19 protein-coding genes and 1 other RNA gene are annotated in these 15,835 nt (G+C 49.5%); 7 read left to right on the top strand and 13 right to left on the bottom strand.

Features of this window, described 5'->3' with window-relative positions:
- The first annotated feature begins 312 nt into the window (after nucleotides 1-312).
- Nucleotides 313-744, top strand: a complete 432-nt coding sequence (locus H581_RS0112700; RefSeq protein WP_051251005.1) for a MerR family transcriptional regulator — start codon at nucleotides 313-315, stop codon at nucleotides 742-744.
- A 36-nt stretch (nucleotides 745-780) separates the two neighbouring features.
- A complete protein-coding gene (locus tag H581_RS0112695) occupies nucleotides 781-1,461 on the top strand; it encodes a zinc metallopeptidase (RefSeq protein WP_028610320.1) in 681 nt (226 codons plus the stop codon).
- A gap of 65 nt (nucleotides 1,462-1,526) precedes the next feature.
- Here H581_RS0112695 and gltC read toward each other — a convergent pair whose 3' ends face one another.
- Nucleotides 1,527-2,426 (bottom strand): glutamate biosynthesis transcriptional regulator GltC, encoded by a 900-nt coding sequence (gene gltC / locus H581_RS0112690; RefSeq protein ID WP_028610319.1) that lies wholly within the window; start codon nucleotides 2,424-2,426, stop codon nucleotides 1,527-1,529.
- Nucleotides 2,427-2,461: 35 nt separating this feature from the next.
- A complete protein-coding gene (locus H581_RS0112685) occupies nucleotides 2,462-3,109 on the bottom strand; it encodes a rhomboid family intramembrane serine protease (protein WP_028610318.1) in 648 nt (215 codons plus the stop codon).
- A 99-nt stretch (nucleotides 3,110-3,208) separates the two neighbouring features.
- On the opposite strand from H581_RS0112685, the gene tpx reads away from it, so the two are divergent.
- Nucleotides 3,209-3,727: a thiol peroxidase gene (gene tpx / locus H581_RS0112680; protein WP_028610317.1), complete on the top strand. Its 519-nt coding sequence runs from the start codon at nucleotides 3,209-3,211 to the stop codon at nucleotides 3,725-3,727.
- Nucleotides 3,728-3,795: 68 nt separating this feature from the next.
- Here the strand turns inward: tpx and H581_RS0112675 are convergent, their stop codons facing one another.
- The 4 genes from H581_RS0112675 to cshA all read right to left on the bottom strand — a co-directional run bounded on the left by H581_RS0112675 (nucleotide 3,796) and on the right by cshA (nucleotide 6,994).
- A complete protein-coding gene (locus tag H581_RS0112675; RefSeq protein WP_084134569.1) occupies nucleotides 3,796-4,185 on the bottom strand; it encodes a DUF1499 domain-containing protein in 390 nt (129 codons plus the stop codon).
- 113 nt (nucleotides 4,186-4,298) lie between these two features.
- Nucleotides 4,299-4,481: non-coding RNA, 6S RNA (ssrS, locus tag H581_RS37135), on the bottom strand.
- A gap of 47 nt (nucleotides 4,482-4,528) precedes the next feature.
- A complete protein-coding gene (locus H581_RS0112670; protein ID WP_028610315.1) occupies nucleotides 4,529-5,305 on the bottom strand; it encodes a YesL family protein in 777 nt (258 codons plus the stop codon).
- A 105-nt stretch (nucleotides 5,306-5,410) separates the two neighbouring features.
- On the bottom strand, nucleotides 5,411-6,994 hold the full coding sequence (cshA, locus tag H581_RS0112665) for a degradosome RNA helicase CshA (RefSeq protein ID WP_028610314.1): 1,584 nt from the start codon (nucleotides 6,992-6,994) through the stop codon (nucleotides 5,411-5,413).
- Nucleotides 6,995-7,148: 154 nt separating this feature from the next.
- On the opposite strand from cshA, the gene H581_RS0112660 reads away from it, so the two are divergent.
- From H581_RS0112660 to H581_RS0112650, 3 genes are all read left to right on the top strand, one after another.
- The gene (locus H581_RS0112660) at nucleotides 7,149-7,988 is read left to right on the top strand and encodes a YitT family protein (protein ID WP_036718547.1); all 840 of its coding nucleotides are present in this window, start codon (nucleotides 7,149-7,151) and stop codon (nucleotides 7,986-7,988) included.
- 139 nt (nucleotides 7,989-8,127) lie between these two features.
- Nucleotides 8,128-8,322 carry a hypothetical protein gene (locus H581_RS0112655; RefSeq protein WP_028610312.1) on the top strand — a complete coding sequence of 65 codons (195 nt, stop codon included), beginning with the start codon at nucleotides 8,128-8,130 and terminating at the stop codon, nucleotides 8,320-8,322.
- Between the two features lie 144 nt (nucleotides 8,323-8,466).
- Nucleotides 8,467-9,663 (top strand): putative glycoside hydrolase, encoded by a 1,197-nt coding sequence (locus H581_RS0112650; protein WP_028610311.1) that lies wholly within the window; start codon nucleotides 8,467-8,469, stop codon nucleotides 9,661-9,663.
- Between the two features lie 55 nt (nucleotides 9,664-9,718).
- Here H581_RS0112650 and H581_RS0112645 read toward each other — a convergent pair whose 3' ends face one another.
- The 4 genes from H581_RS0112645 to H581_RS0112630 all read right to left on the bottom strand — a co-directional run bounded on the left by H581_RS0112645 (nucleotide 9,719) and on the right by H581_RS0112630 (nucleotide 12,369).
- Nucleotides 9,719-9,928, bottom strand: coding sequence for a DUF3906 family protein (locus tag H581_RS0112645; protein ID WP_028610310.1), 210 nt, complete (start codon nucleotides 9,926-9,928; stop codon nucleotides 9,719-9,721).
- Between the two features lie 16 nt (nucleotides 9,929-9,944).
- The gene (gene pfkA / locus H581_RS0112640) at nucleotides 9,945-10,913 is read right to left on the bottom strand and encodes a 6-phosphofructokinase (RefSeq protein WP_028610309.1); all 969 of its coding nucleotides are present in this window, start codon (nucleotides 10,911-10,913) and stop codon (nucleotides 9,945-9,947) included.
- Nucleotides 10,914-10,944: 31 nt separating this feature from the next.
- The gene (locus H581_RS0112635; RefSeq protein WP_051251003.1) at nucleotides 10,945-11,973 is read right to left on the bottom strand and encodes a tetraprenyl-beta-curcumene synthase family protein; all 1,029 of its coding nucleotides are present in this window, start codon (nucleotides 11,971-11,973) and stop codon (nucleotides 10,945-10,947) included.
- A gap of 78 nt (nucleotides 11,974-12,051) precedes the next feature.
- The gene (locus tag H581_RS0112630; RefSeq protein WP_028610307.1) at nucleotides 12,052-12,369 is read right to left on the bottom strand and encodes a hypothetical protein; all 318 of its coding nucleotides are present in this window, start codon (nucleotides 12,367-12,369) and stop codon (nucleotides 12,052-12,054) included.
- Between the two features lie 134 nt (nucleotides 12,370-12,503).
- Here H581_RS0112630 and H581_RS0112625 point away from each other — a divergent pair, with 134 nt between their 5' ends.
- Nucleotides 12,504-13,691 carry an MFS transporter gene (locus tag H581_RS0112625; protein ID WP_028610306.1) on the top strand — a complete coding sequence of 396 codons (1,188 nt, stop codon included), beginning with the start codon at nucleotides 12,504-12,506 and terminating at the stop codon, nucleotides 13,689-13,691.
- Nucleotides 13,692-13,779: 88 nt separating this feature from the next.
- On the opposite strand, the gene H581_RS0112620 is transcribed toward H581_RS0112625, so the two are convergent.
- The 3 genes from H581_RS0112620 to H581_RS0112610 all read right to left on the bottom strand — a co-directional run bounded on the left by H581_RS0112620 (nucleotide 13,780) and on the right by H581_RS0112610 (nucleotide 15,740).
- Nucleotides 13,780-14,499, bottom strand: coding sequence for a YebC/PmpR family DNA-binding transcriptional regulator (locus H581_RS0112620; protein ID WP_036718545.1), 720 nt, complete (start codon nucleotides 14,497-14,499; stop codon nucleotides 13,780-13,782).
- 262 nt (nucleotides 14,500-14,761) lie between these two features.
- Nucleotides 14,762-14,959 (bottom strand): cold shock domain-containing protein, encoded by a 198-nt coding sequence (locus H581_RS0112615; protein ID WP_028610304.1) that lies wholly within the window; start codon nucleotides 14,957-14,959, stop codon nucleotides 14,762-14,764.
- Nucleotides 14,960-15,038: 79 nt separating this feature from the next.
- Nucleotides 15,039-15,740, bottom strand: a complete 702-nt coding sequence (locus tag H581_RS0112610; protein ID WP_028610303.1) for a class I SAM-dependent methyltransferase — start codon at nucleotides 15,738-15,740, stop codon at nucleotides 15,039-15,041.
- Between the last annotated feature and the right edge of the window lie 95 nt (nucleotides 15,741-15,835).

The raw sequence follows: 15,835 nt of genomic DNA, 5'->3' as shown, positions 1-15,835 counted from the left end.
AAGAAAGACTTAATGTCATTATAGTCAGTAGTGCTCAATTTGACAATATGTTTTCCCTTATTTTTTTGAAAAAATCTAACGTTCGGCATTAAATCTAACACGAACGTTAAGTTTTTAAACCTGTCTGCTCAAAAAACGCCCAAAAAGCGGTTTTATTCTTCGCATTTTTTGTAATCATAGGAATAGATTCCTATGATAGTGGCATTGCCTATCCACATCCTTCATATATATGTAACACGTTTGACTGTATGGTTCCTTTACTATTATCATTAAGAGATATTGAAAAGAGCGGTACGAATGGAGGATGAGGATATGAATATGTATCGAATCGGTGAGCTGTCCAAGCTTGCAAACATCAGTCCGCGGACAATTGATTATTACACGACTCTCGGTTTAATCGAACCTGCGGAGCGTTCAGCCAAAAATTACCGACTGTATGCAGATGAAACGTTGGAGAGGCTGAAACGTATTGAACAAATGAAAAAAGATAAATATACGTTAGATGAGATAAAAGCAACGATAGACAGCTGGAGCCGAATAACGCCGGAGGAGCAGGTTTCACGCAAGCTGACTGACCTGCAGCATCATTTGAGCCAGTTGGAGCGCGAGGTTAAGGAATTGGAGCCGGTTATTAAAAATTTAAAGCCGCGACAAGCCAATCACATTTATACGCGTTTAATGCCTCAAACAGCCGCTTGCATCGAAGCGCTTATGCTCCTGATTAACAAGAGCTCCCTCATGTAACGTATTTATACATTACAACTATGGAGGAATGACTCAATGACGTTGATTTTTATTTTGACGATACTCGCGTTTATTATGACGATTTGGGCACAATTCCGAGTAAAAGGGACCTTTAAGAAATGGACCCGTGTACCAGCGAACAGCGGCTTAACCGGCTATCAAGCAGCCAGACGCATGCTGGACGCCAACGGCCTGCACGATGTGCCGATCGAGCCGGTACGAGGCTCTCTTACCGATCATTACGACCCGATTCACCGCGTTGTCCGGCTGTCGGAACCTGTGTATTACGAAAGCACGATCTCAGCCGTATCCGTAGCCTGTCACGAGGTCGGCCACGCGATACAGCATTCCGAACATTATCCGATGCTTGTTCTGCGCCACCGCATTTTCCCGGTCGTGAACTTCGCTTCCGGCGTTGCGCCTTTCTTGTTCATTGCAGGCATCTTGTTCTCCGCATTTAATTTGATCGGCCTCGGCATCATATTCTTCTCGGTTGCCGTCGCGTTCCAGCTCATTACGCTGCCCGTCGAGTTTAATGCGAGCAGCCGCGCGAGAGACATTATGGTCGCGGAAGGCTTCATTACGAACGATGAAGAACGCGGCGTCGCCAAGGTGTTGAATGCAGCAGCTTTAACGTATGTAGCAGCCGCGCTTCTGTCGCTGCTGGAGCTTGTCAGATATATTATGATCTTCGTTGCCGGAAGCAGGGAGGAATAAAAAAGGAGCTGTTCCGTTTTGGTCGCAATGACCAAATGAACAGCTCCTTCCTATTTTGTTCCTTATCAGCTTAGAACCCGGTCTTGAAAGTAACTTATCAGGAAGCTATGGAACACTTTAGCGACAAGCGGCAGCTTTTCATTCGAACGCCTGATCAGTCCAATGGTTCGGGTTACCTCCGGCTCCGTCACCCTTACCTTTGCCGGCTGAAGCTGCCCCGTATAATGAAGAGCCATTTCCGGAAGCAGACTTACCCCCATCCCGGCCGCGACTAATCCGCGGATGGTATCCGTCTCTTCACCCTCAAAACCGATCTTAGGCGTAAATCCGGCCTCCTGACAAGCTTCCCATACAATCGGCCTCAAAGAATACCCTTCGCTGAACAATACGAAGTTCTCCTCCTCCAGCTCTCTTAATTTAATGGACTCTTTCTCCGACAATCGATGACCCGGCGGCAGAATCGCATACAGTTCCTCGGTAAGCAGCACCTCGCCGCATACGAATTCATGTTCATCGGGAAAGGGCGAAATAAAAGCCAAATCGATATCGCCCTTGAGCATATCCCGAATAAGCGTAGGATACATTCCCTGCTTAAACCGGAACTTTACGTTCGGATGCAGCTTGCGGAACGCGGCGACTACCTGTGGGATCAACGAGATCCCTAAGCTGTGCGGAAAGCCCAGCCTGATTTCACCTTTCTCCGGATCAAGAAATTCGTGAATCTCAGTCACTGCCCGTTCAAGGTCCGCCAATATGACCTCCGCGCGCTTCAGAAATAATTGCCCGACGGGAGTAAGCTGAAGATTCCTCCCCTTCTGAACGAATAATTTAACGCCAAGCTCTTCCTCAAGCTGATGAATTTGCCGGCTAACCGCCGATTGCGCAACATGCAGCTCCTCCGCAGCCTGCGTTACATGCTCTTTCTTTGCTACTTTCACAAAATAATGAAGCTGACGAAGTTCCATACCGATTCGTTTCTCTCCCAGTAAATATATATTCTTCAGGTCCGGTAGCGCGTTTTCGGCGCTTTAGTTCGATCGAAAATTTGATAAAGCAGAAAGCCGGCAATAGCGCCTCCCGCATGCGCCCACAGGTCAACCTGAGGGACCAGGAAGGAATAAATGACGCCGAAGATTAGAATCGTATACACCGTTTTCCTCGACGATTCATCCAGCTGCGACTTACGGAGAAGGGATATAAATAAATAGGCGCCGTAAATCCCGTAAATGGCTCCTGACGCCCCTACGCCTACGTGCACATCGGGATCATTGGTCATATCGCCAATGAAAGCGCTGGCCGCATTGCCGGCAAAGCCGCAAAGGAAATAAAAAATCGTGTATTTGACCGGCTTCAGCAGCCTTTCCAGCGGAGGCGCGAATACAAGCAAAGCAAACATATTGAAAAGCAAGTGCTCCAGTCCGGAATGCATGAAAATGGAGGTCACGTAACGCCACGGCTCCAACATTCCATACGGATCACCTGCGGCATGGGTTACAAATGCGCCGAACTTTACGGCATGGTAAACTTCGTTTGGATTTCCATTAATAGCAATTACGATAAAATAAATCAAATTTAATGCGATTAACGCGGAAGTAACCGGAAATTGCCGTAAATAGGAACGGAAGCTTTCATAGCGCAGAAAGATCATCGCACATCTCCTTTTCTCTCCAATAATTGGACAAGGCCGATTCCTAACGATTATAATAAATCTGGTATTGACCATAACTTTTAGAGGAGGAATCTTACAATGTCACAAGAACGTAATGGGGCCGCTACTTTCAAGGGCAACCCGATCACATTAATTGGACCTCAATTGAAAGCGGGAGACCAAGCTCCTGATTTCACGCTTAACAAATCGCTGGTGGAAGCTGTCTCATTGAAGGACTTTTCCGGGAAAGTGAAATTAATCAGCGTCGTTCCTTCCATCGATACAGGCGTTTGCGATGCTCAGACGCGCCGTTTCAACGAAGAAGCAAGCAAGCTTGGAGAGAACGTAATCGTACTGACCGTCAGCGTCGACCTTCCTTTCGCGCAAGCGCGCTGGTGCGGAGCTGCAGGCGTCGATAAGGTCGTTATGCTCTCCGATTACAAAGCTCACAGCTTCGGCGAAGCTTACGGCGTGTACATCAAGGAGCTGGGTCTTGATCACCGCTCTATCTTCGTCATCGACGCTAACGACAAAATTCAATATGCCGAGTACCTTCCTGAAATGACGGAACACCCTAATTACGAGCAAGCCGTCAATGCGGTGAAGTCGCTCGTATAATTATCCATAATAGGCATAGACTGCAAACAAAGCGAGAGAAGGACAACCTTCCTCGCTTTGTTTATTTATTAACTATTCACTTTAAATGCAGCAAGTTTCTTATCCAGCGTTCGGTACAAATCCAGGATAACCCTATAGTTAGAGCCAAGATCTCCTAATGAGCCGCGGGAGGCGGAATAAATGTCGACCGCCGATTGAAGAGGATTGACGCTAATGACGGATACCGTAATGTCCATCGTCCTTCCGAATGCCGTACGCTTCTCAAGCACAATTTCCCCTACCGATTGCACCTCGTGAAGCACCTTATAGCCTTGCATCTTCTTAAGAGTCGATATTACTTCTTCCCAAGCCTTATCCTTCGAGAGCTTGTAGAAATGAGATTTGAGCAATGGATCCTTGGCTTTATCGCCCGTCTGTTCATGACTGCGCAGCAGCCCGATCAAGGTCCGCTTCAACAACAACGATCTCCCCCTCCGGCATCTATGTACATTACTCTTAATGATACCATGATTTGTCCAATGAAAAAAGAGCTATCACCGGATTTAACCGGCAAATGCTCTTTCTTAGATCAATTGAACCCGCCTATGCCGTCCGACTCACTTGTTTCTGAACCCGCTTACGCAGGTGGGTGACCGCAGAACCGCTTTTGAGGTCCCCTTTCGGGGGCATGTCAGCTACGCTTCGATTTAGGTCTCCCGTGAAACAGCCATTGGTTCAAAACAGCGCAAAGCCGTAACGAACATCGCAGGAGGTATAGTTATTATAGACCGAAAAAATACAAAAGTAAACGCAGGCCCGATGTTATTTATTGGTCCCGTTCGAATTTTCCTTCAACAGATCTTCCCGGTCCATCTCGGCAGCCTTCTCCGCCTCTTCTTCTTCCGCCAATCGCGCTTTCTCCGCTTGATCCTGAAGCTTCTGGTAAATCAAATGAAAGTTCCAGAAGGACAAATAAGCGATGATACTGCCCATAAAGAAAGGAATAAGGAACGTAAATCTTGTGCTGAAATACATGACTGCCCCAGCCATAATCGCTGTCGATAATGAACGAAACGGTCTGCCGATTGTAATGAGAATCGCATTTTTCAGCAATTGAAACGTTTTCATATGATAATGAGCAAGCATAGAAAAGAAGTTGAATAAGGATACGATCAATAGCACCAGGAAAGCTATGAAAATATAGGAAAGCAAATTCAATTGCTCGCGGTAAACAATAAAATCGACGATCATAATGGCGAACAAAATCGTATAGAGGATTCCGCCGAGCATGCTTTGTTTATAGTTTTCCTTATAACCTCGGAAAAACGTCTTAAACAGCGCTACGTCGCTTTCCCCCATTACCCACTTGCGCGCGACCGTAAACATGGCCGCTGTAGCCGGAAACAAAGTGAAAGGCGCAACGACTGCCATTGCGATAAGCGCAGAATACACTTGACTGACATCTGCCGACATCAATAATCCCCATGCGAAAAATACGAATGGAATTGAACAGAGTAACCATAATACATTGATAACCGACAACCGCATGATCCACTCGGAAATACGGTAAAATCCACCCATCAGCCCTCTTGGTTCCATCGAATCTGCCTCCAGAATGTTGTGATTGTTCCAGCCGGACTAATTTGAAAAAAACCGAGGAGCCCCGATGCCCGGAAGGCATCACGGACTTCCTCGGTTCTTCAATTAATTATTGATGTAGCCCTCTGAGCTGCTCTTCGGACGGCGGTTCTCCGTACGTCCTTCGCTGGTTCTCTTGGTGCCGTATCCGCCGCCGCTTCCGCCGCGGTTCTCATAGCCGCCGCGCGTGCTTCCGCCGGTGCGTCTGTCATCGCGTCCGCGATAACCGCCGCCGCCAGTTCCTCCGCGGTTGCCGCCGTATGACGAGCCTCCGCCGCTGCGGTTGAAAGGACGTCCGTTGGAACGAATATCCGGTCTGCGCTTCTTCGCGCGTAGCGGCTCTTCCGGTGTCAATTCCACATCCACGTTCTTCTTCTCGCCCGTCAGCAATTTGATCGCCGCCGCTAGAAGATGAACGGAATCGTATTGCTCCAGCAGTTGAATGGAAATAGCTTTGTATTCCGAGAATTCATCGCTGTTCACGATATCGAGAATTCGCTCCGCCGTTACCCGCTGCTTGCCTTCAATCGCTTCCGCTATGCTTGGCAGAGGCTTGCGGCTCATCTTCTGGCGAGTGATTTTCTCAATGAAATGAAGATGATCGATCTCTCGCGGCGTCACGAAGGACCAAGCCGTACCTTCCTTGCCGGCACGGCCTGTACGACCGATACGGTGTACGTAGCTCTCCGGATCCTGCGGTAGATCGAAGTTAACGACATGCGTCACGCCGGATACATCGAGGCCGCGTGCAGCTACGTCCGTAGCGACAAGAACATCAATGCTTCCGTCACGGAATTTGCGCATTACGCTGTCCCGCTGATTCTGGGACAAGTCGCCGTGCAATCCGTCAGCAGAATATCCGCGTTTCTGGAGCGCCTCGCTTAGCTCATCGACACGACGTTTTGTACGACCGAAGATGATAGCGAGTTCCGGGGATTCCATATCAAGCAAACGGCTCAGCGCTTCGAACTTTTGACGTTCATGCACTTCGATATAAGCTTGTTCAATCGATGGCGCGGTAATCTGTTTCGGAATAACCGATACATGCTCCGGGTTTTTCAAAAATTGTTGGGCCAATTTCTGAATGTTGAGCGGCATGGTTGCGGAGAACAGCATCGTATGACGCTCTTCCGGCACTTGCTTCAGAATGGATTGAATATCCTCCATGAAGCCCATGTCCAGCATTTCGTCCGCCTCGTCCAATACGACCGTCTGAACATCTTCAAGACGAATCGTTTTGCGGTTAATATGGTCCAAGAGACGTCCTGGCGTACCGATAATAATTTGCGGCTTCTTCTTCAAAGCGCGGATTTGACGGCCAATTTCTTGTCCGCCGTAGATCGGCAGCGAGCGAAGACCTTTGTATCGAGTCAACTTCCCGATTTCTTCAGCCACCTGGATTGCGAGTTCACGGGTTGGCGTCATTATTAATGCGACAATGCGTTCCTCGCTTGTCGGAATTTTATTGATGAGCGGAATTCCGAATGCCGCCGTCTTTCCTGTACCCGTCTGCGCTTGGCCGATTAAATCCGTTCCTGCCATTGCAATGGGAATCGCTTTGTCCTGGATCGGGGTAGATTCCTCGAAGCCAAGCTCCGTAATTGCTTGCAACACTTTTGGTTCCAAACCAAATTCAGCAAATGTTTTCAAACTTTTCTCAAACTCCTTCTATCTGCAGCCTACTTAAGAATATCCAAATCATTATAGCACACATTCAATCGTGAATACCAGTTATCCAATGAAAGCCATACTATTTATGAAACATAGCACCGGACTATCCGTCTGGCCAATTGGAGGAATTCCCATGAAACTCCGTACGCTGCGTTATCTGTATACCGTTCCCGTCATGACTGCTGGAGCTTTTCTCGTCGCGGTCGGATTTAATATATTTCTCATACCTCATCAGCTTCTTAGCGGCGGCGTCTCGGGTATATCCATGATGATCGGGTATTTGACCGGCGGCAATATCGGCTGGTTATATTTGATATTAAATGTGCCTCTCCTGATCTGGGGGTGGTTTGCAGTAGGCCGCCGTTTTATTTGTTGGAGCGTCTACACGGTATTAGCCTCCACACTTTTTCTTCAGATCATACCGGTCATCCGAATTGCGAACGATCTCTTGCTCGGCGCCGTCTTCGGCGGCGTTATTATCGGCTTCGGGGGAGGATTGATGCTGCGGTACGGCGGCTCCTCCGGCGGTTTTGACATTGTGGCTTCGATTGTGACGCGAAAGCGCGACCTTCCTGTCGGCATGATCATTTTTATGTTAAACGGATCGGTCATCGCAGCATTGGTTTTGTTCACAAAAAATTGGGACTCTGCGTTATACTCCCTGCTTGCCATCTTCTCGGCAGGAAAAGTCGTTGATCTTATTTATGTGCGTCACGTGAAGCTGACCGCATTCATTATCACCACCAAAACCGAAGAATTGCTTGCAAAGCTGCTCAAGCATCCGAGAGGCATTACGATTGTGAAAACGCGGGGAGCCTACTCCTCGGCCGAACGGGATATGCTGATGACGGTTCGGACCAAGTATGAACTGGCCGATCTCCGCAAAACGATTACGGCGATAGATCCGAATGCCTTTATTAACATTGTTGAAACCGTCGGCGTTATCGGCGACTTCTCAAGGCCCAAAGATTAGCCGATCTACGCAATCATGGAATTTCCTCCTTATCCCTATGTTTTTGAAATTGATCCTGCTATAATGTGTGTATCCCGCAGATTTTTGGTTTCTTGCCATATGCTTTCCCCTGAACATGAATATGAAAGGGTGATGCTCAATGGATTTGGAAACGGTCAAATTGTCTCAAATTGTAGAGAGGCTTGCCCCAGAGCTCAGTCCTTTTCTCACGGAACGTGAAATGGATATCAGCATCGTACTGCGCGACGGCCTTGCCTTGTTGGAGCCGGCGGATGCCATGGAAATTGTGCAGCACAGTATTTGCAATCAGCAGAGAGAAGCTTTGTTACAATGACAATGCGGGATGTACAAAGATTATTTATGGAACCAGCCGACGCAAACCGGCTGGTTTTTTGTTCTTCTAATAAAAAAAGTTAATGACCCAGACACTATATCTGCTTTATAATTTGAACAGAATAGCTGACGGGGAGAGAGCAAAATGGACAACATCATATCGGTTTTGCTGCTGCTGTGCAACTTGCTCACCGGTAGCGGAGAGGACAGTCTCGCTGCCAAGCAGCTCGCTGTCGCTTACCTGAACGCCGCAGCCGGCCAAACGATTATTAAACCGGATATGCGCCACGGATATGGCGGGGGAAAGGTAGAAGCAGCCGCGGCCAGCGTTAAGAAGGACCCGCAGCCGGACGCGCCGCTGATTAAAGGGATCTACGTCACGGCACACAGCGCGGGCGGAGCGCGTATGGAATCATTATTAAAGCTTGTAGACGATACGGAACTCAACAGTATGGTTATTGATATAAAAGACGATTACGGATATATTACATATCCGACGACAACCCCCGAACTGTTGGAAACCGGCGAATCCAAGAAGTACATTCGCGATATCGGCGGGCTGATAACGACGTTGAAGCAGCATGCCATCTATCCGATCGCGCGGATCGTCGTTTTCAAGGACACCGTGCTGGCGCGCAAGCAGCCCGAATTGTCGTTCCTGCACCTGGACGGAACGATATGGAAGAACGGCCGAGGCGAGAGCTTCGTCAATCCGTACCGCAAGGAGGTATGGGAATACAACGTTGCCGTCGCGAAGGAAGCCGCTAAGCTCGGCTTCAAGGAAATCCAATTCGACTACGTCCGTTTCCCGGAAGGCTTTGAGAACAAAGCGGACTCGCTGACCTTTAATAAAACGGAGCAAAGCCGGGTCGATGCGGTTGCCGGATTCGTCAAATATGCGAGGGAGCAGCTAGAGCCGCTCGGCGTACGCGTATCGATCGATATTTTCGGTTATGCGGCATCCGTCCCTGCTGCAGAAGGCATTGGACAGGATTTCGTAAAAATTTCGAATGATGCCCATGTCATTTCTCCGATGGTTTATCCGAGCCATTACAGCGCCGGATGGTTCAAGCAGGCAGATCCGGACAAAAGCCCGTATGAAACGATCAAAGGGGCTATGCTCGACACGCATAAGAAGCTAGACCCCACCGGCGAGCTCAAGCCGATTATCCGGCCGTGGATTCAGGATTTCACCGCAAGCTGGCTTGGACGGGGGCATTACCTCAAATATGGCAAAGCTGAAGTTGAAGCTCAAATCAAAGCGCTGCATGACACCGATGTCAAAGAATATCTGCTTTGGAATGCGGGCAACAAATATTCGCCCGGCGTTGCGTACAAATAACCGATATATAAGAAAATGTCCATCCGCGCACTCTACGCAGATGGACATTTTTTGGTTAATGTAAAGCTCCTTCAATGAGATATCCGTTGCCGTTCTCGATCCTCTTCTTCTCGACAAGGGCGATGGAGCTTATGACCGGCTTTTTGATAAAATGGCGTTCTACGTGACTCTCCACGACGCTAAACGCCTTCTCGTCGGAATCCGCCAGGATGACAAGGTAAGCCATTCGATCCGAAAGCTCAATTTCGATCTTGTATAGAAACATGATGTCAGTCACTTCCCTATTGAGATAGACGAATCGCCAATTCGTACATGCTCATGTCGAAAGGCTTCTTTGTATTTACGACCGTATCAATGTCCGTCATAACCAGCTCTCCGCGCACAACGCCGCACGCTTGACCCGAGCTGCCCTCCATCAGCTGCCTTACCGCGTAATCGCCGAGACGGCTTGCCAGAATACGGTCAACCGCAGTCGGCGTTCCGCCGCGTTGAATATGCCCAAGGACGGTTACGCGAGGCTCGATGCCGCAGTCAGCCGTAATTTGCTTCGCAACCTCTTCCCCTTTGCCGGCTCCTTCGGCTACCACGATAATACTGTGGCGCTTGCCTCTGGCAAAATTTGTTTTCATGCGTTCAGCCACTTCGCTAAGCTCGAATGGCACCTCAGGAACCAAAATCGTCTCGGCGCCGCTTGCAAGACCGGCATAAAGCGCGATATCGCCGCAATGGCGTCCCATAACCTCTACGACCGAAGAACGCTCGTGCGAAGACATGGTATCGCGAATCTTGTTAATCGCATCCACTACGATGCTAACCGCCGTATCGAAGCCGATCGTCATATCCGTAAAAGGGATGTCATTATCGATCGTGCCAGGCAGACCCATCGTTTTGATTCCAAGCTTGCTCAGCTTATTGGCTCCCTGATAGGAACCGTCGCCGCCGATGACAACCAGACCGTCAATGCTTCTTTCACGCAGCACTTCCGCTCCGCGCCGCTGGCCTTCCGCAGTCATAAACTCCTTGCAGCGGGCTGTTTGCAAAATCGTGCCGCCGCGCTGGATAATATCGCCGACGCTCCGTAAATCCATTTGGCGCAAATCATCGTTAATGAGACCTTGGTAACCCCGTTGCACGCCGTATACGTCCAAACCGTGAAAAAGCGCGCTTCTCACCACGGCCCGGACAGCTGCGTTCATTCCTTGCGAATCTCCTCCGCTTGTCAGTACTGCGATTGATTTGACTGCAGACATGGTTCATTCCTCCACATGATAGTAATTATAGTTAAGCCCGTTGTTTCCGAATCCAGATGCTGTTTATGAGAAAAAACAGGCGCGTAAGCGGGCTGTTCTTCATAAGCTTTCTTGAAACATCTCTTACATCCGCCTGATGGCGGACCTTTGGGTCCGATAAATACAAGGCTAACAGACCTTCGATGATCATACGATGAAATCGGGACGCCGGAAGCTTCTCGACATCCTCTCTCGCCCGAATGACGATAAGTCCGATCCGATTGGCAAGCTGTGACTCATCTTCGTAATAATTGCAAAAATTAAGATCGCCGCCAGCATGATCCTCTTCTTGATCAATTAAATAATCGAGCAGGATATGTAGGCCGCATACATGCGGAAAATAAATGCCCTTGACCGCAGCGGCATCCTGTTCGGACAATCCTTCCTCGCTAGCTGCCAGAAAAAGCATGAACATGCCGAGCGTCGACCCTGTCGCTGCGGCAAATTCATTCCACTGCAGATTCGGATAATCGCCCCGGTGACGCTCCCACCAGGCAAGCAACTGCGTCTCCCGCAAATCCTTGCGGATATGCTTGTACACCTGCAGGTCCGCGTAAAGCCCTACTAATTCCGTCACATGACGCTGAACGCTTCCGTAGGAAGGCAAGGTCGCCGCCTGAAGCTGACAGGTCCGGACGAGATGATGCAAATAACCGCCGTCATCCTTCTCCGACCTGAGCGCATAATAATCCTGAAGAGGCGCTTCCGGATTGACGGCATCCAGCATGGACTGATGCAGCAGGCGAAAGTCATCCGCATCCAGCGATGTGCTGCGGTCGCATAAATTGTCTAAATAATCGCTTATCGTTTGCAGCGCTACAATAAGCGGTATCAGAATATGCCTATGCTCCAAATTAGCCGCCGCATATACGCCCCCGCCTTGGCAATGAAACTTCTTGCTGTCCATACTGCTGAGCGCTTGCGTACGCAGTTCGGGATCGGGGATCCCTTCGGCCAGCCTGCGGAGCTGCCCGAGCTCACGCTCCACATCGGGAAGAACATATTTATAAACGCGATGCATGAGTTTTAGCGCGCCTTGGGGCACACGGCTGCCTGATAAAGTGGTCAATCTCACGACGCACCCTCCTATAAATCAAGTTCATGAATGCCGGCGTGATTCCAACTGCTGATCGATGCGGTACCAAATATGCAAATCATTGATCCTACTCGCATAATCGGCAATATTATAATTTAATATACAAGATTGCTCGAAGCTGTCTTCATCGAACAGCTGCGCTTGCATCGCGTTGATGAGCCGTTCATATTCCATGACCCGGTCCGGAATCGTTCCTCTTATAAGCTCCCATTGCTCCACAATCGCCTGCTGCGCTGACGGCTCATACTGCTCCCATTCCGCTTCCAGCACGGGAAGACGGATCCGAAGCCGTTCATTCCACTCAAAACGATATGCTCCCATTGTGAACCTCCACATCTTAATGTACCATTTCACCCCGCAATAATCCAGCTGCAAATCTCATTGGTCGGACTGCAAATTCGTGATATACTGATCAGATACTGTTTTTTCAAGACAGAGATGGAGTGAGCTTCATAATGGACACAACCCCTACAGCTAAAGCGGAGAGATCACCTACGGCGCGCAAAGAAACGTTCTGGCTGCGAATATTCAGCTACTCCGCTTATTCGACGCAAGCGATGGTCGTCTCATTTATCCCGCTGTACTTCCTGGACCGCGGCTTCTCCGAGCAGCAAATCGGCATCATCTATTCTACCGGGCCTTTCATATCGATATTTGCCAACATTATTCTCGGCATCGCCAGCGATAAGTTTAGAACGATAAGAAAGCTGCTGATGCTGTTATTATTCGGACAGCTCGTCATGATTTCATTGTTATTTCCGGTTCAACATTTCGCGATTGTGTGTCTCGTCATGATGGGCTTTTATTTTTTTCAAACGCCGATTAATCCGCTCAGCGATAGTCTCCTGCTGCTGTCAAGCCAGCACACGGGCACGCCCTATGCGCTTATCAGGATTTTCGGGTCGCTCGGCTTTGCGGTATCGGCTTATATGTTCGGGCTTCTGTTGAAGCAGATCGGCTCTCAGTGGACGATGCCGCTTGCGCTGACTACGATTGCCATCACCTTGGCTTTGACTACACGGATCAAAGATTACCAGGGCAGCGCGCGCAAAATCGATTTCTCGGGCTTCTTTAAGCTGATCCGCCGGCGGGATGTCGTATTATTCTTCTTAATCATCCTTACCGTTTCCATTCCCCACCGGATGTACGAGGGCTTCCTTGCCGTCACGATGCGGCAAATGGGCGCCAGCGATTCGCTTGTCGGACTTGCCTGGCTGGTGTCGGCGATGAGTGAAATTCCGATTCTCTTCTTGCTGGGCAAGTATGGTCATAAATTCAAAGAACTTCCGCTGCTCATGATCGCGTCCATTATGTACGCGGTCCGGCTCTGGCTGCTCAGCGACATTCAGGATCCGCGCTGGGTGATCGTGTCGCAAGCCATGCACAGTATATCGTTCGGTATTTATTTCTCTACAGCGCTCCGTTATTTATCGCAGATTATTCCGGACGAATACCGCGCATCCGGTCAAGCCGTCTATGCCGTCGTTTGGACCGGGCTTGCCGGAGTCATCAGCGGCATGTTCGGCGGATTTATTTATGAAAATTTCGGCAGGGAATCGTTTTTCAAGATGGGCTCCGCATTCGCGCTTATCGCGGCGGCCGGCTTTCTCTCACGCTATTATTTCAACCGGTCGGACCGTTAGTCCAGTCAAAACAACGCACAAAAAAGAGCTGCTCCGACGGCGTTCTGCACGCAGCCGAAACAGCTTTTTTATTTGAATGGTTTAAAATTTATTCGGCAATCTCAAAATTCGAGTAAACGTCCTGAACATCGTCGTTATCCTCGAATGCGTCCATCATCTTCAACAGCTTCTCCGCGTTCTCGCCCTCGACTTTGACGATATTTTGCGGAAGCCACCGGACGCCGGCATTCGCGAACGTGTACTCTTCCTTCTCAAGCGCCGTCTTTACCTGCTCGAATTCATGCGGATGGGTTAAAATCTCAAAGCTGTCGTCGTTCACGACAACGTCCTCCGCTCCGGCTTCCAAAGCGAGCATCATCATCGTATCCTCGTCGGCCTCATGCTCCTCGCGATCAACGACAAGCAATCCCTTGTAATCGAACATATAGGACACGCAGCCGCTCTCCCCCATATTGCCTCCGCGTTTGTTGAATGCGGAACGCACGTCTGCGGCGGTACGGTTGCGGTTGTCGGTCAAGCATTTCACCATAATGGCTACGCCGCCCGGTCCGTATCCTTCGTACATTATTTCTTCGTACTCGACCTCATCGCCCGCTCCCGCGGCTTTCTTAATGGCCCGTTCGATATTGTCATTCGGCATCTGTTCCGCTCTCGCATTCGCAATTGCGGTCTTCAAGCCGAAGTTGGCCTCCGGATTCGGGCCGCCTCTGCGGGCTTGGACATAAATTTCGCGCCCAAGCTTCACGAACTTGTTATTTTTAGCCTGATCGGCCTTCCCTTTACGGTCTTTGAACAATTTAAACTTCATTATGCTCGCTCCCCTGACAAAGTTTCCAAGCATCAGTTTATCACCGAGGGCGGGCTCCGGTCAATGAAACCAAGCAGAAACGCCTGTCGGCGCCCTCGTCTAAGTACGCAACCGTTTATTCCGTATTTTCAGAAGCGGTTCATACAGCAAGCTCGCCCTGAAAACGGGACCGCAGTAAAATATAAGGCTGGAATAAGCGCTAAAAAAGGGCCCCTGTCGCCAGGGAGCCCTCTCCAATCGTTTGTTCAGTCGCGCTTCATTCTTATAGTTTAATGACGTTGGCCGCTTGCGCACCGCGGTTACCCTCAGTAATGTCGAACTCGACCGCTTGCCCTTCATCCAACGATTTGAAGCCTTCGCCTTGAATTGCCGAGAAATGCACGAATACGTCTTCTCCGCCCTCTGTTTGGATAAAGCCGTAACCTTTCTCTGCGTTAAACCATTTAACTGTACCTTTCAATTGAACAACCTCCTAAATATGACCGCCGTATTTTTACGGCGAGTAGCATTATTATAGCCATTCGAAATAAAAAAAGCAATTAAAGCGAAATCTGCAAAAAATAATCGGATTCAGGAATAAACGGCAGCCTGGTTGGCAATAATTCAGGTTTTCCACCGTTAGCTCTAACCGCTTCGAGGAGAGCATCCAGCTCCGGATACGGCTCCCAGTTCAAGGAGATAAGCGGATAAATCCGAATTTGGCCGCCCGGCCTGCATATCCGCATCAGCTCGATGACGGATTGGAGGTGAAAATCCGGTCCGAACTGGCCGGCATATAGAAACATGAAATGGCTGCATAAGAGGAGGGAAAAACGGTTGTCGTCGAACGGCAATTCCGGAAGCCGTCCGGCAACATACCTATGTAACCCGAAATTGCCGGAAGCGTCGGCCTCGAATCGCCTGAGCGAAGCTTCGCGCCCTTCCCGGTGTTTCTCCAGGGTACCGTAATAGCTCCAATCAAATACTTGGGCGATCTTGGCTAATTTCTTTGTAGAATCATCAATCTCCCGAGCGGCTTCGGAAATCCATAACGCGGCATTCCCTTCATAGCGGGGATCGACGGCCATGGCCGGAATGCCTCTTCCGTTCGCCTCCGCCGTAAACGACGAACCGCCCGCAGCCACATCAAGCACCTCTCCGTTCCGTAAATCAGCGTCCTTTAGATCAAACATCCGGACATACTCGTCATAGCTTCTGCATGTCATGGCAACGCCTGTTTGCTCATAGCTCATTCTGCTCATCCTTGCACTCTCCTCATCTCATCTCATCTATATAAGTTGAACCGCGCCGCGCTTATGTTTCTATCGTTCAACTTATATCATCTCGACTCAACCCG

This window comes from Paenibacillus harenae DSM 16969, assembly GCF_000422465.1.
GTDB classification, from domain to species: Bacteria; Bacillota; Bacilli; order Paenibacillales; family Paenibacillaceae; genus Pristimantibacillus; species Pristimantibacillus harenae.
The sequence above is the reverse complement of the archived record's forward strand: the minus strand, read 5'-3'. Positions and strand labels throughout refer to the sequence as shown.